The 22,560-nt window shown below is 72.0% G+C and carries 25 protein-coding genes; 22 read left to right on the forward strand and 3 right to left on the reverse strand.

The window, feature by feature from the left end:
- Nucleotides 1-6: 6 nt before the first annotated feature.
- The 18 genes from folE to C1N74_RS01620 all read left to right on the forward strand — a co-directional run bounded on the left by folE (nt 7) and on the right by C1N74_RS01620 (nt 14,640).
- A complete protein-coding gene (gene folE / locus C1N74_RS01535; protein WP_023952933.1) occupies nt 7-597 on the forward strand; it encodes a GTP cyclohydrolase I in 591 nt (196 codons plus the stop codon).
- Nucleotides 594-1,406, forward strand: coding sequence for a dihydropteroate synthase (gene folP, locus C1N74_RS01540; RefSeq protein WP_137749821.1), 813 nt, complete (start codon nt 594-596; stop codon nt 1,404-1,406). The genes folE and folP overlap by 4 nt, the downstream gene beginning before the upstream one ends.
- Nucleotides 1,403-1,771, forward strand: a complete 369-nt coding sequence (gene folB, locus C1N74_RS01545; protein ID WP_088379852.1) for a dihydroneopterin aldolase — start codon at nt 1,403-1,405, stop codon at nt 1,769-1,771. Before folP ends, folB begins: the two co-directional genes overlap by 4 nt.
- The gene (gene folK, locus C1N74_RS01550; RefSeq protein ID WP_064956398.1) at nt 1,768-2,316 is read left to right on the forward strand and encodes a 2-amino-4-hydroxy-6-hydroxymethyldihydropteridine diphosphokinase; all 549 of its coding nucleotides are present in this window, start codon (nt 1,768-1,770) and stop codon (nt 2,314-2,316) included. The genes folB and folK overlap by 4 nt, the downstream gene beginning before the upstream one ends.
- Nucleotides 2,313-2,801: a DUF3180 family protein gene (locus C1N74_RS01555; protein WP_023952928.1), complete on the forward strand. Its 489-nt coding sequence runs from the start codon at nt 2,313-2,315 to the stop codon at nt 2,799-2,801. The genes folK and C1N74_RS01555 overlap by 4 nt, the downstream gene beginning before the upstream one ends.
- On the forward strand, nt 2,749-3,357 hold the full coding sequence (locus C1N74_RS01560; RefSeq protein ID WP_088379600.1) for a PH domain-containing protein: 609 nt from the start codon (nt 2,749-2,751) through the stop codon (nt 3,355-3,357). The genes C1N74_RS01555 and C1N74_RS01560 overlap by 53 nt, the downstream gene beginning before the upstream one ends.
- Nucleotides 3,354-5,243, forward strand: a complete 1,890-nt coding sequence (locus C1N74_RS01565) for a PH domain-containing protein (protein WP_258317971.1) — start codon at nt 3,354-3,356, stop codon at nt 5,241-5,243. The genes C1N74_RS01560 and C1N74_RS01565 overlap by 4 nt, the downstream gene beginning before the upstream one ends.
- Entirely contained in the window at nt 5,240-5,944 is a 705-nt protein-coding gene (locus C1N74_RS01570) for a DUF2520 domain-containing protein (RefSeq protein WP_023952922.1), read from the forward strand. Before C1N74_RS01565 ends, C1N74_RS01570 begins: the two co-directional genes overlap by 4 nt.
- The gene (locus C1N74_RS01575) at nt 5,941-6,579 is read left to right on the forward strand and encodes an SUMF1/EgtB/PvdO family nonheme iron enzyme (RefSeq protein WP_137749822.1); all 639 of its coding nucleotides are present in this window, start codon (nt 5,941-5,943) and stop codon (nt 6,577-6,579) included. The genes C1N74_RS01570 and C1N74_RS01575 overlap by 4 nt, the downstream gene beginning before the upstream one ends.
- A gap of 198 nt (nt 6,580-6,777) precedes the next feature.
- Nucleotides 6,778-8,295, forward strand: a complete 1,518-nt coding sequence (gene lysS / locus C1N74_RS01580) for a lysine--tRNA ligase (protein WP_023952918.1) — start codon at nt 6,778-6,780, stop codon at nt 8,293-8,295.
- Nucleotides 8,296-8,391: 96 nt separating this feature from the next.
- Nucleotides 8,392-9,561 carry a DUF4192 family protein gene (locus C1N74_RS01585; RefSeq protein WP_137749823.1) on the forward strand — a complete coding sequence of 390 codons (1,170 nt, stop codon included), beginning with the start codon at nt 8,392-8,394 and terminating at the stop codon, nt 9,559-9,561.
- Between the two features lie 5 nt (nt 9,562-9,566).
- Nucleotides 9,567-9,758, forward strand: coding sequence for a hypothetical protein (locus C1N74_RS01590; protein WP_064956394.1), 192 nt, complete (start codon nt 9,567-9,569; stop codon nt 9,756-9,758).
- A gap of 65 nt (nt 9,759-9,823) precedes the next feature.
- On the forward strand, nt 9,824-11,293 hold the full coding sequence (cls, locus tag C1N74_RS01595) for a cardiolipin synthase (protein WP_233494941.1): 1,470 nt from the start codon (nt 9,824-9,826) through the stop codon (nt 11,291-11,293).
- A 60-nt stretch (nt 11,294-11,353) separates the two neighbouring features.
- A complete protein-coding gene (locus C1N74_RS01600; RefSeq protein WP_137749824.1) occupies nt 11,354-12,088 on the forward strand; it encodes a hypothetical protein in 735 nt (244 codons plus the stop codon).
- Between the two features lie 171 nt (nt 12,089-12,259).
- Complete coding sequence (locus tag C1N74_RS01605) at nt 12,260-12,898, forward strand: CalY family protein (RefSeq protein WP_258317972.1); 639 nt, start codon at nt 12,260-12,262, stop codon at nt 12,896-12,898.
- Between the two features lie 8 nt (nt 12,899-12,906).
- Nucleotides 12,907-13,548 carry a SipW-dependent-type signal peptide-containing protein gene (locus C1N74_RS01610; RefSeq protein ID WP_137749825.1) on the forward strand — a complete coding sequence of 214 codons (642 nt, stop codon included), beginning with the start codon at nt 12,907-12,909 and terminating at the stop codon, nt 13,546-13,548.
- Nucleotides 13,549-13,555: 7 nt separating this feature from the next.
- A complete protein-coding gene (locus C1N74_RS01615; protein ID WP_219994753.1) occupies nt 13,556-14,173 on the forward strand; it encodes a S26 family signal peptidase in 618 nt (205 codons plus the stop codon).
- Nucleotides 14,170-14,640 carry a hypothetical protein gene (locus C1N74_RS01620; RefSeq protein WP_064956388.1) on the forward strand — a complete coding sequence of 157 codons (471 nt, stop codon included), beginning with the start codon at nt 14,170-14,172 and terminating at the stop codon, nt 14,638-14,640. The genes C1N74_RS01615 and C1N74_RS01620 overlap by 4 nt, the downstream gene beginning before the upstream one ends.
- 19 nt (nt 14,641-14,659) lie before the next feature.
- On the opposite strand, the gene C1N74_RS01625 is transcribed toward C1N74_RS01620, so the two are convergent.
- From C1N74_RS01625 to C1N74_RS01635, 3 genes are all read right to left on the reverse strand, one after another.
- Nucleotides 14,660-16,027, reverse strand: a complete 1,368-nt coding sequence (locus C1N74_RS01625) for an aminotransferase class V-fold PLP-dependent enzyme (protein WP_137749826.1) — start codon at nt 16,025-16,027, stop codon at nt 14,660-14,662.
- Nucleotides 16,028-16,095: 68 nt separating this feature from the next.
- Nucleotides 16,096-17,817, reverse strand: coding sequence for an amidase (locus tag C1N74_RS01630; protein ID WP_137749827.1), 1,722 nt, complete (start codon nt 17,815-17,817; stop codon nt 16,096-16,098).
- On the reverse strand, nt 17,814-18,947 hold the full coding sequence (locus C1N74_RS01635) for an agmatine/peptidylarginine deiminase (RefSeq protein ID WP_137749828.1): 1,134 nt from the start codon (nt 18,945-18,947) through the stop codon (nt 17,814-17,816). The genes C1N74_RS01630 and C1N74_RS01635 overlap by 4 nt, the downstream gene beginning before the upstream one ends.
- A gap of 63 nt (nt 18,948-19,010) precedes the next feature.
- Between C1N74_RS01635 and C1N74_RS01640 the strand changes: the two genes are divergently transcribed.
- The 4 genes from C1N74_RS01640 (at nt 19,011) to C1N74_RS01655 (ending at nt 22,520) form a co-directional block, all read left to right on the forward strand.
- Nucleotides 19,011-19,637 (forward strand): TetR/AcrR family transcriptional regulator, encoded by a 627-nt coding sequence (locus tag C1N74_RS01640; RefSeq protein ID WP_137749829.1) that lies wholly within the window; start codon nt 19,011-19,013, stop codon nt 19,635-19,637.
- Nucleotides 19,638-19,733: 96 nt separating this feature from the next.
- Entirely contained in the window at nt 19,734-20,402 is a 669-nt protein-coding gene (locus C1N74_RS01645; protein ID WP_023952898.1) for a ThuA domain-containing protein, read from the forward strand.
- Between the two features lie 43 nt (nt 20,403-20,445).
- Nucleotides 20,446-21,261, forward strand: coding sequence for an MOSC domain-containing protein (locus C1N74_RS01650; RefSeq protein WP_137749830.1), 816 nt, complete (start codon nt 20,446-20,448; stop codon nt 21,259-21,261).
- A 218-nt stretch (nt 21,262-21,479) separates the two neighbouring features.
- On the forward strand, nt 21,480-22,520 hold the full coding sequence (locus C1N74_RS01655; RefSeq protein ID WP_137749831.1) for an Ldh family oxidoreductase: 1,041 nt from the start codon (nt 21,480-21,482) through the stop codon (nt 22,518-22,520).
- Nucleotides 22,521-22,560: the final 40 nt, after the last annotated feature.

The raw sequence follows: 22,560 nt of genomic DNA on the forward strand, positions 1-22,560 counted from the left end.
CGGGGCGTGGCCGTCGATCGCGAACGCGTCGCCGCCCTCGTGCGCGACCTGCTCGAGGCGATCGGGGAGGACCCCGACCGTCCCGGGCTGAAGCAGACCCCGCAGCGGGTCGCCGACGCGTACGCCGAGTTCTTCTCGGGAGTCGGTGCCGACGCCGCCGAACCGCTCGCGCACACGATCTCGGTGGCGCGGGGTCCGGCGCCCGACACGCTGCCGTCGGGCGCGGTCATGGTGCGCGGCATCCGGTTCCGTTCGTTCTGCGAGCACCATCTGCTGCCGTTCGCGGGGCACGCCCACATCGCGTACCTGCCGGGCGAGCAGGTCGTCGGGCTCGGCGCGCTGCCGCGCGTGGTCGACACCCTCGCGGCGCGGCCGCAGGTGCAGGAGCGTCTGGGGGAGCAGATCGCCGACACGATCGCTGGTGCGCTCGATGCGCGCGGCGTGCTGGTCGTGCTCGATGCCGCCCATGAGTGCGTCACGATGCGCGGCGGACGTCAGACGGATGCCTCGACCGTGACCGTCGCCGCCCGCGGCGTCTACACCGAGCCGGCCGAGCGGGCCGAGCTGATCGCCCTGATCTCGGGCGGCGCGGCATGACGACGATCATGGGCATCCTCAACATCACGCCCGACTCGTTCAGCGACGGCGGGCGGTACCTCGATCTCGACGCCGCGATCGGCCACGCTGAGACGCTGCGCCGAGCCGGCGCGCACATCGTCGACGTCGGTGGTGAGTCGACCCGCCCGGGTGCCGAGCGCGTCGACCCCGACCTCGAGCGCGGTCGTGTCGTCCCGGTGATCGAGGCCCTCGCGGCGCGGGGGATCGTCGCGAGCGTCGACACCATGAACGCCGGCACCGCTGCAGCCGCCGTCTCCGCCGGAGCCCGGATCGTCAACGACGTCTCGGGAGGCCTGGCCGATCCCGACATGTTCGCCGCGGTCGCGGCATCCGACGTGGACGTCGTCATCGGACACTGGCGCGGACACTCGACCGATATGTATGCCACCGCCCGCTACGACGACGTCGTCGCGGAAGTGGTCGCCGAGCTCCAGGAGCGCGTGAGCGCGGCAGCCGCGGCCGGTATCGCCCCCTCGCGCATCATCCTCGACCCGGGCATCGGCTTCGGGAAACGCGGCGAACAGAACTGGGCGGTGCTGCACCGCCTCGACCGCATCGTCGGACTCGGGAAGCGTGTGCTCGTCGGCACGAGCCGCAAGGGCTTCCTGCGCGAGGCGATCGGAGACGCCCCCGGCGCGGACGGCACCGACATCGGCCGTCGCGACCTCGCGACCGCCGTGACGAGCGCGCTGGCCGCCGACGCGGGAGCGTGGGGCGTGCGGGTGCACGACGTCGCGACGACCCGAGACGCGCTGGCGGTGCGCTCGCGGTGGCGGGAGGGCTCATGAGCGATCGGATCACGCTGCGCGGCATCCGGGCCGTCGGGTATCACGGCGTCTACGAGCACGAGCGGCGCGAGGGTCAGGAGTTCATCGCCGACGTCGAGCTCGACCTGTCGCTGGCCGATGCCGCCGCGAGCGACGACGTCGCCGACACCGTCCACTACGGGGAGCTGGCCGAACAGGTCGCCGCGATCCTGTCGGGAGAGCCGGCGAACCTCGTCGAGACGGTCGCCGACCGCATCGCCCGTGCGGCTCTCGCCTTCGACCGTGTGGATGCCGTCGCCGTGACCGTGCACAAGCCGCAGGCGCCCATCGCGGTGCCGTTCGGCGATGTCAGCGTGACCCTCAGCCGACGACGGGAGAACCGATGAGCCGCCGCCTCGCCCAGGAATCGCCCGAGCCCCGTCCGGCCGAGAACCCCGCCGCGCGACGAGCCGTCGTCGCGATCGGTGCGAACCTCGGCGACCGGGCCGAGACCGTCGCACGCGCGATCGCGGACCTCGACCGGCTGCCGCTGACACAGGTGGTGCGCGCCGCCGAGCCGATCGAGACGGTCGCGCTGACCCTCGACGGCCCGGATGCCGCGGCCCCCGCCTATCTCAACTCCGTGGCCCTCGTCGAGACCAGGCTCGCCCCCAGCGTGCTGCTCGGCTACCTGCACGCGATCGAGGAGCGTCACGGCCGGGCCCCGCGCTCGGCCGATCAGGCCCGGTGGCAGGATCGCACGCTCGATCTCGACCTCATCGCGCACGGCGACGTCGTGTGCGAGACCCCGACGCTCGTCCTGCCGCATCCGCGTGCGCACGAGCGCGATTTCGTGCTCCGGCCGTGGCTCGCGGTCGACCCCGACGCCGTGCTCCCCGGACGCGGGCGCGTCGACGCGCTGCTGGCGGCGCTGCCCGGGAGCACGCCGTGAGACGCACGTCTCCCGCGACCCTGATCGTGTCGGCGGTGCTCGGCATCGCCGCGGGGTTCGTCATCGACCAGGTGCTCACGGGCGCGGGCCGCGCGACCTTCACCCCGTCGGTCATGCTCCCCGTCCTGTTCGTGCTGCTGGGAGTCTCGGTCATCGCCCTCGCGCTGCCGATCCGCCGGGCGACCCGGGGCCAGGCTCCGCGGGTCGACCCGTTCCGGGCGGTGCGCGTGGCGATGCTCGCGAAGGCGTCGAGCATCGTCGGGGCGCTCGTCGGCGGTGTCGGCGTCGGCCTCCTGCTCTTCCTTCTCACACGGCCGGTGCCGCCGTCAGTAGGCTCGACGGGAGCGGTCGTCGCCGCGATCGTCGGAGCCGTCGTGCTCGTGGCGGCCGGTGTGATCGCAGAACAGCTCTGCACCATTCGGAAGGACGACGATGACGACCAGCCCGGACCACCCGAGCCCGACGCCACTCCCTCCCACCACTGACGCTGCGGAGCCGGGTGCGATCGACGCCACCCTCGACGCCGGCACCTACGACGGCATCCGCGAGCCGCGCGGTGCCGGGAGGCTCGCCCTCGAGCACGGCGTCTGGCACCAGATCTCGCGCAAGTACCTCGCCGTCCAGCTCATCAGCAACGGGTTCATCCTGGCGATCATCGTCGCCGTGATGCTCGTGCTGCTCCTGGTGGCCGATCAGTCGTGGGCGCTCATCCCGGGCGTCATCCTCATCGTGCTCACCGTCGCGGGCATGGCCATCCTGCCGCGCCAGGTGCGCTCGATCGGCTACCAGCTCCGCGAGGACGACCTCGTCTTCCGTCGCGGCATCCTGTGGCAGCGCATGGTGGCCGTGCCGTACGGGCGGATGCAGCTCGTCGACATCACGCACGGGCCCCTCGACCGCGGATTCGGCATCGCGCAGCTGAAGTTCGTCACCGCCGCTGCAGCGACGGGCGTCGTGATCCCGGGCCTCACGCAGCAGGCCGCCGAGGCGCTGCGCGACCACCTCATGTCGGTGGCGGAATCGCGGCGGACCGGGCTGTGAGCGACTCCGTTCCGAGCCCGCCCCCGGCCGACGCGACCGTCTCCGCGCCGCCGTCCGAGCTCGTCCGCTCGCCGCTGAGCGACGGCGAGTGGCATCGGCTGCATCCGCTGACGCCGCTGCTGCGCGGCGGCCTGGCGCTGCTCGTGGTGCTCGGCATCGTCGTCGCGAACATGCGCGACCGGCTCATCAGCATCTTCGTGCCGGCGCTCGCGCCCGATGCGCCCATCGACGAGTGGGAGGAGTACGAGGCCGCCGGCGACCCCATCGGGTGGGTGCTGGCGAACAACCTCCTGCTGATCGCCCTGCTCGTCACCGTCGGCGTGCTCGCGCTCATCATCGGGGCGTTCTATCTGTCGTGGCGCTTCCACACGTTCCGCATCACCGACGACGACGTCGAGGTGCGCAGCGGCATCCTCTCGCGCACGCAGCGCCGCGCACCGCTCGACCGGGTGCAGGGCGTCAACCTCACCCGCCCCGCGGTCGCGCGGCTTCTGGGGGCGGCGAAGCTCGAGATCGTGGGTGCGGGCGCCGACGCGAACGTCAAGCTCGAGTACCTCTCGACCGGTAATGCCGAGACGATCCGCGCCGACATCCTGCGGCTCGCCTCGGGACAGCGCCTCGCCGAGCAGCGGGCTGCCGCGGCAGCCGCCGGCGGAGCGCGCATCGCGGTGGCCGACACCGTCGCACGCGGCATCACCGGTCTCATCGAAGGCGACGATGCGGATGCCGCCGAGCCCGAGTCCGTCGTGCGCATCCCGCCCGGGCGACTCATCGGGTCGCAGCTCGCCAGCTGGGGCACCGTCGTCATCCTGGCGGGCGCAACCGCGCTCGCGATCGCCCTGTCGCAGGGCGTGTTCTGGGTGCTCTTCGCCTACTTCCCGGCACTGCTCGGTTTCGGGGCGTACTGGGTGCGGACGATCGTGAAGTCGTTGCGCTACTCCATCGCGCCGACGCGTGACGGCGTGCGCGTGACGTTCGGCCTGCTCACGACCGTGTCGGAGATCCTGCCTCCCGGACGCATCCACACCGTGGAGATCACGCAGTCCATCCTCTGGCGCGGGTTCGGGTGGTGGACGGTTCGGATCAACCGCATGACCGGCCGAAGCGCCTCCGACACGACGACCGACCAGTTCACCACGGTCCTTCCCGTCGGCACGCTCGCCGACGTCGAGCGGGTGCTCGGCCTCATCCTGCCGTCGGCCAGCGAGGAGGAGCGCGCGGCGATCATCCGCGACGGTGTGCTCGGCGGCTCGTCCGCCGGGGGATACGTCACGACGCCGCGGCGCGCACGCATCGTGCGTCTGCTGTCGTGGCGCCGGAACGGTCTTGCGATCAACGGCGACCTGCTGATGCTGCGACGCGGGCTCATCTGGCGCATGCTCGCGGTGCTGCCGCTCGCGCGGCTGCAGTCGGTCGCGCTGCACCAGGGGCCGGTCTCACGCGCGCTGCGGGTCGCGACGCTGCGCGCTCACACGGTCTCGGGGCCGGTGCTCACCGCGGTCGCGGGCATCGATCGCGACGACGCGATCGCGGCGTTCGAGCGCGTCGCCCGGGTGGCCGTCGCCGCGGCGGCATCCGACCGCTCGCACCGCTGGGCGGAGATGACGGATGCCGACGGACCGACGGATGCCGACGCGCTGGTGGATGCCGACGCGCTGATGGATGCCGTCGAGCCGGTGCCGCCCGTTCCGGCCACGCCCGGTCCGGCGCAAAGCCCGAGTGCCGGCCCGAGCCCCGTGCCGCCCCCGCCGAGCGCGACGGAGCTTCCGCCGGGCACTGTGCCGCCCCCGCCCTATGTGCCTCCGTTCGTGCCTCCCGCGGAGCAGACGCCTCCCGCGGGGCAGACGCCGCCGGCGGGGCAGACGCCTCCGGAGGGTGGGCGATGACCGCGAACTCGCGCCTGGGCGTCGGCATTATCGGCGCCGGCCGGGTGGGGCCCGTGATCGGCGCGGCGCTCGCGGGTGCCGGTCATGCGCTGACCGGCGTCACCGCGGGTTCCGATCGGGAACGCGTCGACGCGGTCATCCCGGGGGTGCCGGTGCTCGACGCCGACGAGGTCGTGCGCCGCAGCGAGCTCGTCGTCATCGCGGTGCCGCACGACGAGCTCGGCCCGCTGGTCAGCGGCCTCGCCGAGCTCGGAGCCTGGCAGGTCGGGCAGCTCGTGCTGCACACCGATCCCGGGCACGGGCTCGACGTGCTGGCGCCCGCGGCCGCGCGAGGCGCCATCCCGCTCGCGGTGCACCCGGCGATCGCGTTCACCGGGTCGACCCTCGACCTCCGCCAGCTCACGGGCGCCTACGCCGCGGTGACCGCGCCGGCAGCCGTCCTGCCGATCGGGCAGGCGCTCGCCGTCGAGCTGGGCTGCGAGCCCGTCGTCGTCGCCGACGCCGACCGTCCGGCCTACGGCGAGGCGATCGCCACCGCGACGCAGTTCGCCGCCTCGATCGTCCAGCAGTCGGCCGCGTTGCTCGAGGACGCCGGAGTCGACGCCCCGGGGCGCTTCCTCTCGACGCTCGTGCACTCGACGGTCGACCGTGCGCTCACCGCCGCGGGCCGGGGCGCGGACCCCGACGACGAACTGCTGTGAGCGACGTCGAGCTCGCCCGCATCCCGGCCGGAGAGCTGCCCGTCGCCGGCGCGGGGCGGGGACCGCGGGTCGCCTCCTTCGAGATCGGCGTCTATCCCGTGACCGAAGAGCAGCTCGGGGAGGTGCTCGGGATCACCGCCGCGCATCCCCGTCGCCCGGCCGTCGCGGTGTCGTGGCTTCGGGCCGTGCGCTTCTGCAACGCGCTGTCGGAGTGGGAGGGGCTCGATTCCGCCTACGCCGTCGACGGCGACGAGGTGCACTGGTACGACGACGCCGACGGGTACCGGCTGCCGACGGAGCGCGAGTGGGAGTACGCCTGCCGTGCGGGTTCGGCGGCGGCGCACTACGGCCCGCTCGCCGAGATCGCCTGGACCGCGGCCGACAACCTCTCGTCGCCGCAGAACGTGGGCGGGCGGCATCCGAACCTCTTCGGCCTGTTCGACATGCTCGGAAACGTCTCGGAGTGGTGCTGGGACCTCTTCTCCCCCGACACCGGGTCGCGCGACCGGGTGTTCCGGGGCGGTGGGTTCGCCGACGCCACGACATCCGTGCGGGCGGGCACGCGCCGCGGGGCCCGCCCCGACAGCGCGCACGACGACATCGGCCTGCGCGTCGCCCGCGGTCCCGTCGCGTAGCCGGCCGGCTCGGCGCTGCCGGCGGCGTGCTGGGTGCACATTCGTCGGACCGGCGGTGCTGGAGTCGTGCCGCGGCGCCGCCGAGGCGACACCAGCACCGCCGGTCCGACGGGTGTATCGCCGAGCACGGGTGTATCGCCGAGCAGCCGTGGCGCGCTCGGTAGACTGGCACGTCGAATCCCGAGGAGTTTTTCTGCCATGAGCGACGCGCCCGTGCCCCCCGTCGACGACGCCGACGACGTCATCGAGCAGAAGGCCGTGCGCCTCGCCAAGCGCGAGCGGCTGCTGAGCGAACGAGCGGATGCCGCGGGCGGCGCCTATCCCGTCGCCGTGGCCGTCACCGACACCATCCCGGCGCTGCGCGAGCGCTTCGCCGACCTCGAGGCGGGCGCCGAGACCGGCGTGACCGCGTCGGTCGCGGGACGCGTCGTGTTCAGCCGCAACACCGGCAAGCTCTGCTTCGCGTCGCTGCAGTCGGGCGACGGCAGCCGCATCCAGGCCATGGTCTCGCTCGCCGAGGTCGGCGACGAGTCGCTGCAGGCGTGGAAGGAGCTCGTCGACCTGGGCGACCACGTCTCGGTCACGGGCCAGGTCATCTCCAGCCGCCGCGGCGAGCTGTCGATCATGGTGTCCGCGTGGCAGATCGCGTCGAAGGCGCTGCTGCCGCTGCCGAACCTGCACTCCGAGCTGAGCGAGGAGAGCCGCGTGCGCTCGCGCTTCCTCGACCTCATCGTGCGCGACACCGCGCGCGAGACGGTCGTGGCCCGAGCGAAGGTCAACGCTTCGCTGCGTCGCACGTTCGACGAGCACGGCTTCCTCGAGGTCGAGACCCCGATGCTGCAGGTGCAGCACGGTGGTGCCGCCGCGCGCCCGTTCATCACGCACTCGAACGCCTTCGACACGGAGCTGTACCTGCGCATCGCGCCCGAGCTGTTCCTCAAGCGCGCCGTCGTGGGCGGGATCGACCGCGTGTTCGAGATCAACCGGAACTTCCGCAACGAGGGCGCCGACTCGACCCACAGCCCCGAGTTCGCGATGCTCGAGGCCTACCAGGCGTACAGCGACTACAACGGCATCGCCGATCTGACGCAGGAGCTCATCCAGAACGCGGCGATCGCCGTCGCGGGATCGACGACCGTCACGTGGGCCGACGGCACCGAGTTCGATCTCGGCGGCGAATGGGACCGCATCTCGATGTACGACTCGCTCTCGGCCGCCGCGGGGCGCGAGATCACGCCCGCCACCTCGCTCGAGGAGCTCCAGACGCTCGCCGCCGAGGTGGGCGTCGTCGTGCCCGAGAAGGTCGCGACGCACGGCAAGCTCGTCGAAGAGCTCTGGGAGCACTTCGTCAAGGGCGGGCTCGAGCGCCCCACCTTCGTGATGGACTTCCCTGTCGACACGTCGCCGCTCGTCCGCGAGCACCGCACGATCGCGGGCGTCGTGGAGAAGTGGGACCTCTACGTCCGCGGCTTCGAGCTGGCGACCGGCTACTCCGAGCTCGTCGACCCGGTCATCCAGCGCGAGCGTTTCGTCGAGCAGGCCAAGCTCGCCGCTCGCGGCGACGACGAGGCGATGCGCGTCGACGAGGAGTTCTTGCGGGCGCTCGAGCACGGGATGCCGCCCACCGGCGGCATGGGCATGGGCATCGACCGCCTGCTCATGGCGATCACGGGCCTCGGCATCCGCGAGACGATCCTCTTCCCGCTGGTCAAGTAACCGCCGATTCCTGCGAGGCCGCGAGGTCCGTCCGGGTTTCCACATCCCGTCCCGCTCGCGCTCTGCACCGCCTCGCCCGGCGCCAGCCTGGTCTGCATGACCACGACTGTTCGCGCCGCGGATGCCGCGCACTTCCTCTCCCTCGTTCCTCATCTGCTCGGCTTCGTCCCGAGCCGAAGCCTCATCGTGGTGCCTTTCGCGGGGTCGCGGAGCCTCGGCGCGATGCGCGTCGACCTGCCGACCGGCGCGCTCGGCGACCTCGACAGTGCCGCTGCGACGATCGTCGGGATGGTGTGCCGCATTCCGGACGCCGATGCCCTGACAGCGATCGCGTACGTCCCGGAGTCGGCGGCTGACGGGCTGCCGGGGGTGCCCGTCCTGACGGCGGTCAGCCGGGCGGCCGACGTCTGCGGTGTGCGGGTCGTCGACCTGCTGACCGTCGCGACCGACGGCTGGGGGTCGCACCTCGATTCGTCGTGCCCGACGGGCGGCCGGTCTCTCGACGAGATCGAGCGGGCCGCTGCGCGGCACCCCGGTCCGGGCCCCGATCCCGCGATCGACAGCGATCACGCATCGGGCGCCGTTCTGCCGCGTCGTAGCGCCGCAGAACGGCGCGCGGTGGGCGGCGCGCTCCGCTCGCTCGAGACGGCGCTCGCGGTGGTGTGCGGCATCCCGCGGGTGGGCGGTGGCCGCCGGCATACGCGCGAGTCGGGGGCGGAGGGCGGCGGTGTCGACCCCGCCGCACTCGAGGCGGCGTGCGAGCTCGATGACCCGCCGCGCCTGTTCGAGCGGGTGCTCGGGGGCGATCCCGCCGAGCTCGACCCTCTCGTCGTGGCGCTGCTGGTCTGGTGCCTGTCACGACCGTCGCTGCGTGATGTCGCCCTCGTGCAGTGGGCGACGGATGCCGACCGCGGCGAGGACGCCCTCGAAGCCCAGCGACGGTGGGAGCGAGGTGAGGAGTATCCCGAACGGCTCGGGCGCATCATGTGGGGCGACGGCGACAGACCCGACCCCGACCGCCTGCTCGCCGCGCTCGCGGTGGTGCGCGAGGTAGCCGCGCTGGCCCCGCGTCGATTGCGGCCGGGACCGCTCGCGCTGTGCGCGTGGCTCGCCTGGGCGCTGGGGCGATCCACGCACGCCGCGTCGTACGCCGAGCGGGCGCTCGAGATCGACCCCGATCACGGGCTCGCCGAGATCCTGATGTCGTTCGCGCAGATCGGCCACCTGCCCGACTGGGCCTTTCATCAGCGGGGACACGTACGATAGGGGGCATGGACGAATACGTGAGCGCGGTCATCTGGTCGCTGCTGCCGACCCTCGTGGTCTCGGTGCTCTTCGTCTTCGTCCTCCGCGGCATCTTGCGCATGGATCGCACCGAGCGCCGGGCGTACGCGAAGATCGAGGCCGAGGAGCGTGCGGCCCGTGGGCTCGCCGCTCCCGCGCCCGACAGCTCGGCCCCCTGAACCCGTGGGATGAGCGGTCGCGCCCGATACGCTGATTCCGAGGAGATCGGAGGGGCGGCGTGACGATCGAGTTCACCGCGTTCGAGTTCCCCGGTTGGTGGCTCGTCCTGGTCTTCATCGCCGACCTCGTCATCCGCATCACGGCGATCATCGTCGTGCCCCGCAACCGGCGCCCCACGGCCGCGATGGCGTGGCTGCTCGCGATCTACTTCATCCCGTTCGTCGGCGTGCTGCTGTTCCTTCTGATCGGCAATCCCCGTCTGCCGCGAAAGCGGCGCCGGATGCAGCGCGAGATCAACCAGTACATCCGCGAGACCAGTGAGGGGCTCGACTTCGGCACTCTGCGTCCCGACGCCCCCGCGTGGTTCACCTCGGTCGTCACGCTCAACCGCAACCTCGGCGCGATGCCGCTCGCGGGCGACAACGGAGCCGAGATCATCTCCGACTACGAGGAGAGCATCCGCCGCATGGCGGAGGAGGTCCGCAAAGCCGAGCGGTACGTGCACGTGGAGTTCTACATCCTCCAGTCCGACGAGACGACCGACGTCTTCTTCGCCGCGCTCGAAGAGGTCGCCGCGCGCGGTGTGACCGTGCGCGTGCTCCTGGACTACTGGGCCAACCGCGGCAAGCCGAACTATCGCGCCACGGTGAAGCGCCTCACGGCGATGGGCGCGGACTGGCACCACATGCTCCCGGTGCAGCCGCTTCGCGGCAAATACCAGCGGCCCGACCTGCGCAACCACCGCAAGCTCATCGTCGTGGACGGGCGGGTGGCGTTCACCGGGTCGCAGAACATGACCGACTCGACCTACAACCTGAAGAAGAACATCAAGCGCGGCCTGCACTGGGTCGACCTGATGGTGCGGGTGCAGGGTCCCGTGGTGGCGAGCATCGACGCGGTGTTCCTCTCGGACTGGTACAGCGAGACCGGCTCGGCGCCCTCCGAAGACGTGGGTCTGTTCGAGCTCGAGAGCGGGCCGGGCGACCTGGACTGCCAGATCGTCCCGTCCGGGCCCGGGTTCGAGTTCCAGAACAACCTCAAGCTGTTCACCGCCCTGCTGTTCGCGGCGCAGAAGCGCGTCATCATCGTGAGCCCGTACTTCGTGCCCGACGAGGGGCTGCTGCTGGCGGTGCAGACGGCCTGCCAGCGCGGCCTGCAGGTCGAGCTGTTCGTCTCGGAAGAGGGCGACCAGGCGATGGTCTACCACGCCCAGCGCAGCTACTACGAGGCGCTGCTGCGGGCGGGTGTGAAGATCTGGATGTATCGCAAGCCCTACATCCTGCATACGAAGAGCCTGACGATCGACGACGATGTGGCCATCATCGGCTCGAGCAACATGGACATGCGGTCGTTCGGTCTGAACCTCGAGATCTCCATGCTCGTGCGCGGCGAGGAGTTCATCGCCCAGCTGCGTCAGGTTGAAGACCAGTACCGGTCGCTCTCACGTGAGCTCACCCTCGAGGAGTGGATGAAGCAGCCGCTCCGGTCGACGGTGCTCGACAACCTCGCGCGCTTGACCTCCGCGCTGCAGTGATCGGGTTCTGAGACGATGCGCGGTGACGCGACACTTTCGGGATGACGGAAGGATGAGACCATGACGACGACACGCACGACCGCGGCATCCGCTCTGCTGCTCCTCTCGGCGCTCGCGCTCGCAGGCTGCGCCACGACCCCCGGCGGGGCCGCGCCCGGCGACACGGGTGCCAGCGGGTCGGATACCGGCTCGGCGGCGCCGTCGCAGGACGCCGATGTCGAGGCGGCGTGGCTCGACGGCGGCCGTGCTGTCGGCCTCGTGACGTACGGCAGCTCCTCGTGTCAGCCCGTCGTCGGCGAGGTGACGGCGTCGGGACAGACGGTCACCGTCGCGCTCACCGACCCCGAGGGCGCGGCCTGCACGCGCGACTACGTTCCGCGCGCGTCGTACGTCGGGCTGCCGGCGGGTGTCGACCCCACCCAGGACGTCGACATCGTCGTGACCGGCGGATACACCGGCGACGCCGATCTGGACGGGGTCGCCGGGCTCGAGGGGCCGACGGGCGAGGTGACCGGTGACATGGTGCCGAGCGCCGGCTGGTTCGATGACGCGGGCCTCGTGCTGCTCACCTGGGGTTCGTCGAGCTGCCCGCCCGTGTTCGAGACCGTGGCGCTCGACGGTGACGCGGTGCGCGCCACCGAGGCCGCCGGAGCGGCCGATCAGGTCTGCACGATGGACTACTCGCCCCGGCTGAGCGTGCTCGGGGTCGACGGCGTCTCGGACGACGCTCGTCCGGGCGAGATCGTGCTGGTGTCGCCCGCGGGCGACGAGCAGCGCATCGCCGTCATCGGCTGACACTGAGTTCGGGGCGCGGGTCTCAGTAGTCGGCGAGCCCGGCTACTGAGGGATGCCGAGGATGAATCCCGGTGTACTGGTCTCGGCGCGGAAGCCTCTCGGACCTGCACATTCCGCGGCTACAGTCCTCAGGATCTGAACCGTCCGCGTCGCGCCCGAGGAGCCCCGCCCATGACATCCGCACCCGCATCAGCAGAACCATCCCGGGCGGATGCGTCCCCCGACCCGCAGCGCCGCCGGCGGATGGCGCTGGCGCTCGCCGCGGGCGGCCTGGTCCTCGGGATCGGTGCGATCGTCACGCTCGCTGTCTGGAACGACTCGGAGTTCGCCACGGGAACGTTCGGCGCTGGGTCGTTCGACCTCCAGGGCAGCACCGACGGGACGACGTTCACGAGCGATGCCGCCGCGCCCGGTAAGACCCTCACCTTCACGCTCGACGCCGACGCCCTCGCCCCCGATGACGTGGTCTACGCGCCGTTCGCCGTGCAGCTCTCGGGCACCTCGACGAACGAGGCCGCCGTCTCTGTCGAGAACGTCATCGGTGGAGCCATCGGCGACGACCTCACGTACTCGCTTTTCGTCGAGGACGACTTCGGCGTGACGTGTTCGGCAGCCACCCCGCCCACGGGCACGGAGGTCGTCGCAGACCGTGCCGCCGACGCGACCGGAACCGTCGACGTCTTCGACCTCACCGCCGCCGGGACCCCGGTGGACCTCTGCTTCGTGGTCACTGCCGGTGCGATCGAGCAGGGCGAAGCCGGGACGATCACGTGGGAGTTCGCGGGTACCTCGGGCGACACGCTGCCCTGATTCCGCGGATGCAGACGAGAGGGGATGCGCGACGCCGGTGGCGGCGCCGACGCGTCCTGGCGGTCCTCGCGGCGGGAAGCGTGCTCGGGGTGGGCACGGCATCGACGATCGCCGCCTGGACCGACAGCGAGGTGGCCACCGGGTCGTTCGTCGCGAGCGTCTTCGACACGCAGTCGCAGACGGCTGGCTCTCCGACCTATGCGAGTCACGCGACGGCGCCGAATGCGGCGACCCTGACCTTCTCGGGTGGTGCGCTCTCACCGGGTGCCCTCGCTCAGGCCTGGATCAACGTGCGCACGTCGCCCGCCTCGACCGTCGGGGGCACGATCTCGCTGACATCCGCGACCGCGACCGGCGGGCTGGCGCCGGCACTCGAGTACCGCGCAGTCCGGCTGAGTGCCGCAGTCCCCACCGCGACCTGCAATGCCGCCGCGTTCACGACGGGCACCCCCGTCTTCGTCGCGGGCAGCGCCTCGACCTACATCCCGGTGACCACGGTTCCCGGCACCATCGTCGCGAACCCGATCGACGCCGCGGGGGCGCAGCTCGGTTTCTGCGTCGAAGTGCGCATCCAGCCCGGTGCGGCCAACTCCTTCCAGGGAACCTCCGGAACGGTGACGTGGACGTTCACGGGAACATCGGCGAGCTGAGATCCGTATGACATCGCCGACCACGGTGACGAAGCCGACGAAGCCGGCGACCCGCGCCGAAGCCCGGACGGCGCGGGTCGTGACCCCACGACGGCGGCCCCTCTCGCGCGTCGGTGATGCGATGCTCGTGCTCGCTGCGGCAACAGGAGCGCTCTGCATCGCGCTGACGATCGCGGCGGCCGTGTTCGACGTCCGGGTGACGCTGTTCAGCACCGGCTCGATGTCGCCGACGATCCCCGCCGGTGCGGCGGCCGTCGCTCGCGGCATCCCGGCGTCCGAGGTCCGCGTGGGTGACGTCGTGACCGTCGAGCGCGCGGGCAAGCTGCCGATCACGCACCGGGTGACGAGTGTCGTCGCGGTTCCGGACGGCGACCCCGAGGCGCGTCGGATCACGATGCGCGGCGACGCGAATGTCGTCGAGGATCCGTTCCCCTACGACGTGGAGCGCGTTCGGATCGTGATGTTCTCGGTTCCGGGCATCGCGCCGCTCATCGCCGGCGTGGGGACGCCGCCCGTCATGGCCGGGGTGACCGGGGCTGCGACGGTGCTCGTCGTGGCGATCTTCTGGCCGCGGCGAGACCGGGGAGACCGGTCGCGGCGGCGTAGGCCGAGGGGGCGCGCATGAGCTCCCCGCGGCCTCGGAGCCGTTCGTGGTTCGTCGCCGCGGGGCTCGCGCTCGCCGGGTGCGTCGCCGTCGGGCTGATCGCACCGGTGGAGACGGATGCGGCCTGGGTCGACGCTGAGGTCGCCGCCTCGACGAGCCTCTCGGCCGTGACCGTGACATCGCCCGGTGCGGTGCGGTGCGTGCAATCCGGGCTGCTCGTTCCCGCGGTCGTCGGGTGGAACACGGCACCGGTGGGCGGCAATATCACCGGGTACCGGTGGACGCTCGTGGGCTCTTCCAACCGCTCCGGCACGCTTCCGGCCACGGCCACGTCGGTATCGCTCGCGCCGAGCCTCGTCGAGCTCGGCTCGTCGGTCTTCACCCTGTACGCCGTTGGCCCCGGCGGGTGGGAGCGTGCCGCCACCAACACCGCGACGATCGGCTTCCTCTCCGTCGCGCTCGGCCTCACGTCGTCCTGCGCGACGTGATGAGGCCCCATCGCGTCGATCAAGCCATCGTGTCGAGGATGCCGGTCAGGTCGTCGTACGTCGTGCGGGGGTTGAGGATCGCGAACCGGGCGTTCGTCCGCCCCGCGTGACTGCTGGGGGTGACGAACGCGTGCTGACGCTCCAGCAGATCCGACGACCAGCGCGCATAGTCGGACCGCTCCCACCCGACCCGCTCGAAGACGACGACACCGAGCTGAGGTCGGCGCACCAGTGTGAGCTCCGGGCGGCGTTCGATCTCGGCGGCGATGCGCTCGGCGAGCTCGATCGACCGCGTGATCGCGTCGCGGTACACGTCGGTGCCATAGGTCGCGAGCGAGAACCACAGCGGAAGGCCGCGCGGCCGGCGCGTGAGGTGCACGGCGTAGTCGGACGGGCTCCAGTCGGAGGTCTCGGTCAGCGTGTCGAGGTACTCGGCGTGCTGCGTGTGCGCCCGTCGCCCGAGCTCGGGGTCGCGGTAGATCAGCGCGCACGCGTCGAACGGCGCGAACAGCCACTTGTGGGGGTCGACGATGACCGAGTCGGCGTTCTCCACACCGGCGAAGCGGTGGCGCGCGATCGGGGAGAGCATCGCCGCGAGACCGTAGGCGCCGTCGACGTGCAGCCACACGCCGTGCTCGCGCGTGACAGCCGATACGGAGGCGATGTCGTCGACGATGCCGAAGTTCGTCGACCCGGCGGTCGCGACGACGGCGAAGACGCTCTCGCCGTGCTCCGCGAGTGCGGCGCGCACCGCCTCGCCCCGCAGCATGCCGTCATCGGCCACGGGTACCGCGACGACGTCGACGTCCATGACGCGGGCCGCCGACGCGATCGAGGAATGCGCCTCCGCGCTGCACACCACGCGCCAGCGGTCGGGGCGGATGCCGCGCCCCCGGGCGGTCTCGCGAGCGGCGACGAGTGCCGAGAGGTTGCCGAGCGTGCCGCCCTGCACGAACACGCCACCGGCGCCGGCGGGCAGTCCGAACTCGTCGGCGAGCCAGCGCAGCACCTCGTTCTCGGCGTGCACCGCTCCGGCGCCCTCGAGCCACGACCCGCCGTAGAGCGCGCTCGCCGAGACGACGAGATCGAACGCCGCGGCGGCCTTCGACGGGGCGCTCGGGATGAAGGAGAGGTAGCGGGGGTCGTCGGTCGAGATGCACGACGGCGCGAGGATGTGCTCGAAGACGCCGATGGCCTTGCGTGCGCCGATACCGCCCGCGTCGATCGTCCGCCCGGCCAGGCGCCGCAGTTCGGAGGGTGGCAGGGGCTTGTCGAGCGGGGTGTCCTCGGCGAGGAGCCGGCCGCGCGAATACTCCAGCACGAGATCGACGATCGCGCGCGTCTCATCGGTGACGTCGTGCATGCGGGCGGGGAAGCGCTCGGTCATGGGTCCTCCTTGCGTCGAGGGTAGTTCCGTCGGGGCGGTGCGGGACAGGTCGGTGCCCGGCGGATGGATCAGGTCAGCGGCGGAGTCCGCGGCGGTGCGACCCGCCGCGGAGCGATCGCCTCAACGGCCGCCCCGAGCCGCAGCAGCGCGCTGTCGTCGTACGCGCGCCCGGCGATCGTCAGGCCGACCGGCATCCCGATGTCGGGGAGGAGTCCCATCGGAACCGTCACCGTCGGGATGCCCAGGTGGCGGATGGCGAGATTGCCGTTGGCGATCCACGTGCCGTTGCGCCAGCCGAGATCGGCCGACGCGGAGTTGACGTCCATGTCGGCGGGTGCGACATCGGCGACGGCGGGGAAGGCGACGGCGTCGAGGCCCTCGACATCCATCCACTCCTCGAAGTCGACCGCCCGGGTCTCTTCGAGCCCGCGGAGCCCGGCCTCGAGATGCGGGATGTCGGTGAGCGCGACGCGCGGGTGCGCGCGGACCCAGTCGGGATACCCGGCGATGTCGTCGTCGAATCCGTCGTAGCGGTCGGGCAGGGCGCCGTCGGGATGCGGGAAGATCCGTGCTCCGTCGACGCGCGCGAGGCCGGGGAAGGCGGGGTCGCCGTTGGCCCGGAGGAAGTCGTCCCAGGCCCAGGCCGACAGATCGACGATCTCGCGGCGCAGGTACTCGGGGCTCACGCGACCGTTCGTCGCGATGGACCCCGCGCCGGGCCGGTCGTTCTCGTAGCGCGACACGACGGGGAAGTCGGTCTCGACGACCTCGGCTCCGGCTGCCTCGAGCTCAGCGCGGAGCGACCGCCACAGCGCGATCACGCTCGGCCGCGTCTCGATGCGTCGCCCGGTCGGCCCGCCGATGCCGGGGGAGTCGGCGGTGCCGGCATCCGGATCGGCGCCGATGTACATGCGTGGGATGCCGATGCGTCGGCCGGCCAGCACCGCGCGGGCGTCGGCGGGGCCCGTGACCGCGAGGTCGCGGTAGGTCTGCGGGCGGACGGCCGATGCGGCCGGGATCTCGACCCAGGGCTGCATCCGCCAGAAGTCGCCGTGAGGGTCGGGATCGTCGGCGACGACGACATCGAGCACGGCGAGCAGATCGGCCATCGTCCGGGTGTGGGGGACGACGACATCCATCGTCGGGACGAGCGGCCAGTTGCCGCGCACCGAGATCACGCCGCGCGACGGGGTGTAGGCGCAGAGGGCGTTGTGCGAGGCCGGTCCGCGCCCACTCGACCACGTCTCCTCGCCGAGCCCGAACGCGGCGAAGCTCGCTGCGGTGGCCGTCCCCGAGCCGTTCGACGATCCCGACGCGAACGGGGCGGTCAGATAGTCGGCGTTGTACGGGCTCTCGGCCCGCCCGTAGAGACCGCGCTGCATGCCGCCGTTGGCCATCGGGGGCATGTTGGTCAGCCCGAGGCAGATGGCGCCGGCATCCCGCAGCCGCTCGATCGTGAAGGCGTCGCGCTGGGCGACGAGGTCGGCGAACGCGGGGCTTCCGGCGGCCGCGGTCAGGCCGCGCACGAGGTAGCTGTCCTTCGCGGTGTAGGGGATGCCGTCGAGCGGGCCGCGGCTCTCGCCGCGCGCGCGACGCTCATCGGATGCGCGGGCTTCGGCGAGGGCATCGGGGTTTCGGACCACGATCGCGTTGAGCGCGGTGGCGGTGTCCGGGCCGTCGTAAGCGTCGATGCGCGCGAGGTACGCCTCGACGAGCCCGACCGCGGTGGTCTCACCGCGAGCGAGCGCCGCGTCCAGCTCGCTGATGGAGGCCTCCCAGACCTCGATCACCGGTCTGTCCCCGTCGCGCCCACCGTCGAGTCGCCAGGAAGTGCGGATCCGGCGGGGGCGGCATCCGCAGAATGTGGCGAGTCGACGGGGGAAGGGGAGGGGGCGGGGGCGGGCTGTTGCTGGGTGATGCAGTGGATGCCGCCGCCGCGGGCGAAGAGCGGGCGCGCGTCGACCGTCACGACGCGGCGGCCGGGGTAGGCCTCGGCGAGGATGCCGCGGGCGCGGTCGTCGGCCGCGGGGTCGCCGAAGCCGCAGGCGATCACCCCGCCGTTGACGACGAGGTGGTTGACGTAGCTGAAGTCGACGAAGCCCTCGTCGTCGCGCAGCTGCGCGGGGCCCGGCAGGTCGATGATCTCGAGGCGCCGGCCCGCGGCATCCGTCGCCGCCTCGAGGGCGGCGCGGATCTCGGGCATGAGGGCGTGGTCGGGGTGCGCGGGGTCGGGTTGCGCGTGCAGGAGCACCCGTCCGGGCGCGGCGAAGGTCGCGACGATGTCGACGTGGCCGTTCGTGCCGAACTCGTCGTAGTCGCGCGTGAGCCCGCGGGGCAGCCAGATGGCCGTGCCGGCGCCGATCGTGCGGAGCATCTCGGCCTCGACGCGCGTCCGATCGGCGAAGGGATTGCGGCGGGGGTCGAGCTGGACGGTCTGGGTCAGCAGCACGGTGCCCGCACCGTCGACGTGGATGCCGCCGCCCTCGTTGACCAGCATCGAGCTGACGAGCTCCGCCCCGACGTGGGCCGCGATGATGCGGGCGTGCTCGGCGGAGAGGCGCCAGTCCGCCCAGTCGGGGGCGCCCCACCCGTTGAAGATCCAGTCGACGGCCCCGAGGACGCCGGGCCGCTCGTCGTCGACGACGAAGGTCGGGCCGTGGTCGCGCATCCAGAACTCGTCGACCGGCGTCTCGTGCTGGTCGATCCCGCTACCGAGAAGGTCGCGCGCCCGTGCGGTCTCGGTCGGGTCGACGAGCATCGAGACCGGCTCGAACTCGGCCACGGCGCGGGCGACGGCCGTCCAGGCGGCGTACCCCTCGGCGCGATCCGCCTCGGTGTCGCCGAGGGTGAACCCGACGCGCGGGAAGGCCATCCAGGTGCGCTCGTGCGGCGCGGTCTCGGCCGGCATCCTCCAGGGCATCGCGTTCCTCCGGATCCAGTTGATCAGTTGATCAATTTCTGGGAAGCGTACAGACTGGCGGGCATGGCGTCAAAGGATTCCGCGGGGCGAGCGCGGCTGAGCGGAGAACAGCGCCGCGCGCAGATCGCCGCCGCCGCCGAGCGCATCGCCCGCGAGCAGGGACTGAGCGCGGTGACCCTGCGTGCCGTCGCGGCGTCGGTCGGCGTCGGGTCGGCGCTCGTCGCGCATCATGCCCCGAGCATGGACGACGTCGTGGCAGGTGCGTTCGACACGATCGTCGCGGCCGAGCTGAGCGACCTCGATCGCCTGCGAGAGAGGAGTCCCGACAGCGTGCTGCTGGTGCGCGAGCTGCTGCGCACGCTCCTCGACGGCACCCGTTCCGATGTCACCCTCGTGTGGGTGCAGTCGTGGGCGCTCGGTCGCCGCAACGAAGCGCTCGCCGAGCGCGTGCGCGCGCAGATGGATGCCTGGACGGCCTTCCTCGAAGGCATCATCCGCGACGGCGTGAACGCAGGCACGTTCCGGGTCGACGACCCCGTCGCCGTCGCGGCCCAGGTGCTCGGGATGATCGATGGGCTCAACGCCCACGCTCTCGTGTCGTGGCGTGACGCCGATGCCCGCATCCGCCTCATGTCCACCGCCGTCGAGGCTCTCCTCGGGCTCCGGCCGGGTGAGCTCACGGCGCCCTGACCGCGCGGTGTCACAGGCGGCGTCGATTCTCAACCCGTCGGCGGGAGGGGCGCGCGGCCCCTACGGTGGGAGAACAGACGCGAGGGGGACACCGACATGGCACATCGAGCACTCGTCCTGACCGGATCGGGGCGGTACGCCGACCCGTGGCACCCCTTCGCGGAAGTCGGGGCCGAGGTCGCCGACATCCTCCGCCACCGCGACTGGGATGTCGCCGTGTCGGACGACGTCGATCAAGGCATGGCGAACCTCGACGGGTACGACCTCGTCGCGGTCTGCGCGGGCGATCCCTGGCGCGGCGGCAGCAGCCTGACGCGCGGCGCTCCGCCGTCGTCGGTCGCGGGCTTCGCCGCTGCGCTCGAGCGCGGCATCGGCGTGCTCGCGGTGCACTCGGCGGTCTCGTCGCTGCGCGATTACCCGGAGTGGGCGCCCGCGCTGGGCGCCATCTGGCTGCCCGAGCTCTCGTTCCACCCCGAGGCGGGCGAGATGACGGTCCAGGTCGAACCGGATGCCGTGCCCGTCGAGGTTCCCACGACCTTCCACACCCACGACGAGCGCTACTGCGCGCTGCAGCGGCTCGGGCAGCGCACCGTCGTGGCATGGCACGAGGGCGACGGTGCGAAGGAGGCCGCGGCGTGGGTGCGGGAGTACGGCGGCGGCCGCATCGCGGTCGACGTGCTCGGGCACGACGCACGCGCCTTCGAGGCCTCCGGCCACCGCACGCTCGTCGCCGCCCTCGCGGCCTGGGCGGTCGCCGGCAGCTGATCTCGGTGCGGCGCAGCACTGTGCTGTGCGGCAGAGTAGCGGTGTGCCCGCCGTCTCCGCCCTGTACCGCTACCCCGTCAAGGGATTCACCCCCGAAGCGCGCGACGAGCTCGTCGTCCAGCCCGACGGTCGGATCGCCGGCGACCGGGTGCTCGCTTTCCGGTTCGCCGACGCGGTGGAGCCCGAGGATGCCGACGGCCTCGAGTCGTGGCCGAAGAGCCGTGGCCTCGCGCTCATGGACTTCCCGGCGCTCGCCCGCGTGGCTCTATTGTTCGACGCCGACGCCGACGCCGACGCCGACGCCCAGCGGCTGCGGCTGAGCGCCGATGGAGTGGTGCTCGCCGAAGCGGGGCTCGATGACGCTGGCCGGCGCGAGCTCGAGGAAGCCGTGACCGCTTTCGTGCAGGCCTCGCCGGATGCCCGACGGCTCGAGAAGGAGGGCGTGCTGCCGCTGCGGCTCGTCGGCGACGGTGTCACCGCCCGGTTCCAGGACCGGGCCCGAGGCTATGTCTCGCTGCACGGCGCCGCGTCGGTCGACGACGTGGACGCCGCCGTGGCCGCGCCCGTCGACAGTCGGCGGTTCCGCTCGAACATCGTGGTTTCGGGTGCCGGGGCATGGGACGAGCTCGGCTGGAGCGGCCGCATCCGCATCGGCGAGGTCGCGTTCGAGGTGCAGCGCCCCATCGGCCGGTGCGCCGCGATCATGGCCAATCCCGACACGGGCGAGCGCGACGCGCGCCTTCTGCGCGTGCTGACGACCGAGTTCGATCAGGCCGAGCCGACCCTCGGCATCCTGCTCCTCCCCGCCGACGGCGGCGGTGTCGTGCGGGTGGGTGACCAGGTCATCATCGAGCGCTGAGCCGGCGAGCCGGCATCCGCCCGCCTGGATCGGGATGCAAGGGATCTGATCCGACACCCCGGTCAGGATGCCTCGGGCTCGGGGTGTCTCGTTCGGACCCTTGTGTCGCGGGGTTGCCAACCCCGCCCTGGCAGCCACGGCACCCGTCGTGCTAGTTTCACTAGACGCACTTGCGTTGCAACTAGCGAAACAATGACCATCTCGACGGGGAGACGGCTATGACGACGACCGGCATCGAACTGCGACGGTTCGCGACCGATGTGCTGGCGGCTGCCGGGATGCGGCGGCACAACGCCGACGTCGTCGCCGGTGTCATGGTGGGAGCCGATCTGCTCGGCGTCCACTCTCATGGCGCCACGCGTCTCGCGACCTACCTCGACCGCGTCGACGCCGGAGTGATGGCCCTCGATCCCGAGATGGTGCTGGTCCGCGACCACGGTGCGACCGCGCTGCTCGATGCGGCGAACGGCTTCGGGCAGCTCGCCGCGAGTCGCGCGATGGTGGATGCGATCGAGCGGGCGCGCGCGTACGGCGCCGGCGTCGTGTCGGTCGCCCGCTCCAATCATTTCGGCATCGCGGGGCACTACGTCCGCGCTGCCGCCGAGAGCGGGCTCGTCGGCATAGCGCTGACCAACGCCTCGCCGGCCATGCCGCCCTTCAACGGCACGCGCCGGCTGCTCGGCACCAACCCCATCGCGATCGGGATCCCCTCGCGGCACCGCCCCCTGGCGGTCCTCGACATGTCGTCGACGACGGTCGCGCGCGGCAAGATCCGGCGCGCGTTCGACAATGGCGCGACCGAGATCCCCGCCGGTTGGGCCACCGACGCGACCGGCGCGCCCACGACCGACCCCGCCGCTGCGCTCGCCGGCAACCTCGCTCCCCTCGGTGGGCCGAAAGGCGCGGGTCTCTCGCTCGTGATCGACCTGCTCGCCGGGAGCCTGTCGGGTACCGGGCCGGTGGGCTCCGTCGTCGGTCTGCCCGACTCATCGGCGGTGTCGGGCACCGGCCACCTGGTCATCGCGCTCGATCCCGAGGCCTTCGGCGGGGCCGATCTCTTCGACCGATTGGTCGAGCAGTCGCTCGCTGATGTCGCGGATATGGATGCCGCCGACGGTGAGCGCGTCTACTACCCGGGCCTCATCGAGCACGAGCAGCGTGAGCGCGCGGAGCGCGACGGCATCCGGCTCACCGACGTCGATCACGACCGCCTCGGCGTGCTCGCCGACCGTTTCGGGCTCGCCGCTCCCGCTCGCTGACCACCCGCCGACCACCATGATGCGCGCCGGGCCCCGGCGC

The organism is Microbacterium sp. SGAir0570 (assembly GCF_005491085.2).
GTDB classification, from domain to species: domain Bacteria; phylum Actinomycetota; class Actinomycetes; order Actinomycetales; family Microbacteriaceae; genus Microbacterium; species Microbacterium arborescens.

Bases quoted from the DNA above. Each gene is read 5' to 3' on its own strand.
- C1N74_RS01600 (WP_137749824.1), top strand. From the start codon at position 11,354: ATGACGACGACACGCACGACCGCGGCATCCGCTCTGCTGCTCCTCTCG.
- C1N74_RS01620 (WP_064956388.1), top strand. From the start codon at position 14,170: ATGAGCTCCCCGCGGCCTCGGAGCCGTTCGTGGTTCGTCGCCGCGGGG.
- C1N74_RS01610 (WP_137749825.1), top strand. From the start codon at position 12,907: ATGCAGACGAGAGGGGATGCGCGACGCCGGTGGCGGCGCCGACGCGTC.
- C1N74_RS01585 (WP_137749823.1), top strand. From the start codon at position 8,392: ATGACCACGACTGTTCGCGCCGCGGATGCCGCGCACTTCCTCTCCCTC.
- folP (WP_137749821.1), top strand. From the start codon at position 594: ATGACGACGATCATGGGCATCCTCAACATCACGCCCGACTCGTTCAGC.
- lysS (WP_023952918.1), top strand. From the start codon at position 6,778: ATGAGCGACGCGCCCGTGCCCCCCGTCGACGACGCCGACGACGTCATC.
- folB (WP_088379852.1), top strand. From the start codon at position 1,403: ATGAGCGATCGGATCACGCTGCGCGGCATCCGGGCCGTCGGGTATCAC.
- C1N74_RS01625 (WP_137749826.1), bottom strand. From the start codon at position 16,027: ATGACCGAGCGCTTCCCCGCCCGCATGCACGACGTCACCGATGAGACG.
- C1N74_RS01570 (WP_023952922.1), top strand. From the start codon at position 5,240: ATGACCGCGAACTCGCGCCTGGGCGTCGGCATTATCGGCGCCGGCCGG.
- folK (WP_064956398.1), top strand. From the start codon at position 1,768: ATGAGCCGCCGCCTCGCCCAGGAATCGCCCGAGCCCCGTCCGGCCGAG.
- C1N74_RS01560 (WP_088379600.1), top strand. From the start codon at position 2,749: ATGACGACCAGCCCGGACCACCCGAGCCCGACGCCACTCCCTCCCACC.
- C1N74_RS01655 (WP_137749831.1), top strand. From the start codon at position 21,480: ATGACGACGACCGGCATCGAACTGCGACGGTTCGCGACCGATGTGCTG.
- C1N74_RS01605 (WP_258317972.1), top strand. From the start codon at position 12,260: ATGACATCCGCACCCGCATCAGCAGAACCATCCCGGGCGGATGCGTCC.
- C1N74_RS01635 (WP_137749828.1), bottom strand. From the start codon at position 18,947: ATGCCCTGGAGGATGCCGGCCGAGACCGCGCCGCACGAGCGCACCTGG.
- C1N74_RS01640 (WP_137749829.1), top strand. From the start codon at position 19,011: ATGGCGTCAAAGGATTCCGCGGGGCGAGCGCGGCTGAGCGGAGAACAG.
- C1N74_RS01645 (WP_023952898.1), top strand. From the start codon at position 19,734: ATGGCACATCGAGCACTCGTCCTGACCGGATCGGGGCGGTACGCCGAC.
- C1N74_RS01615 (WP_219994753.1), top strand. From the start codon at position 13,556: ATGACATCGCCGACCACGGTGACGAAGCCGACGAAGCCGGCGACCCGC.
- C1N74_RS01590 (WP_064956394.1), top strand. From the start codon at position 9,567: ATGGACGAATACGTGAGCGCGGTCATCTGGTCGCTGCTGCCGACCCTC.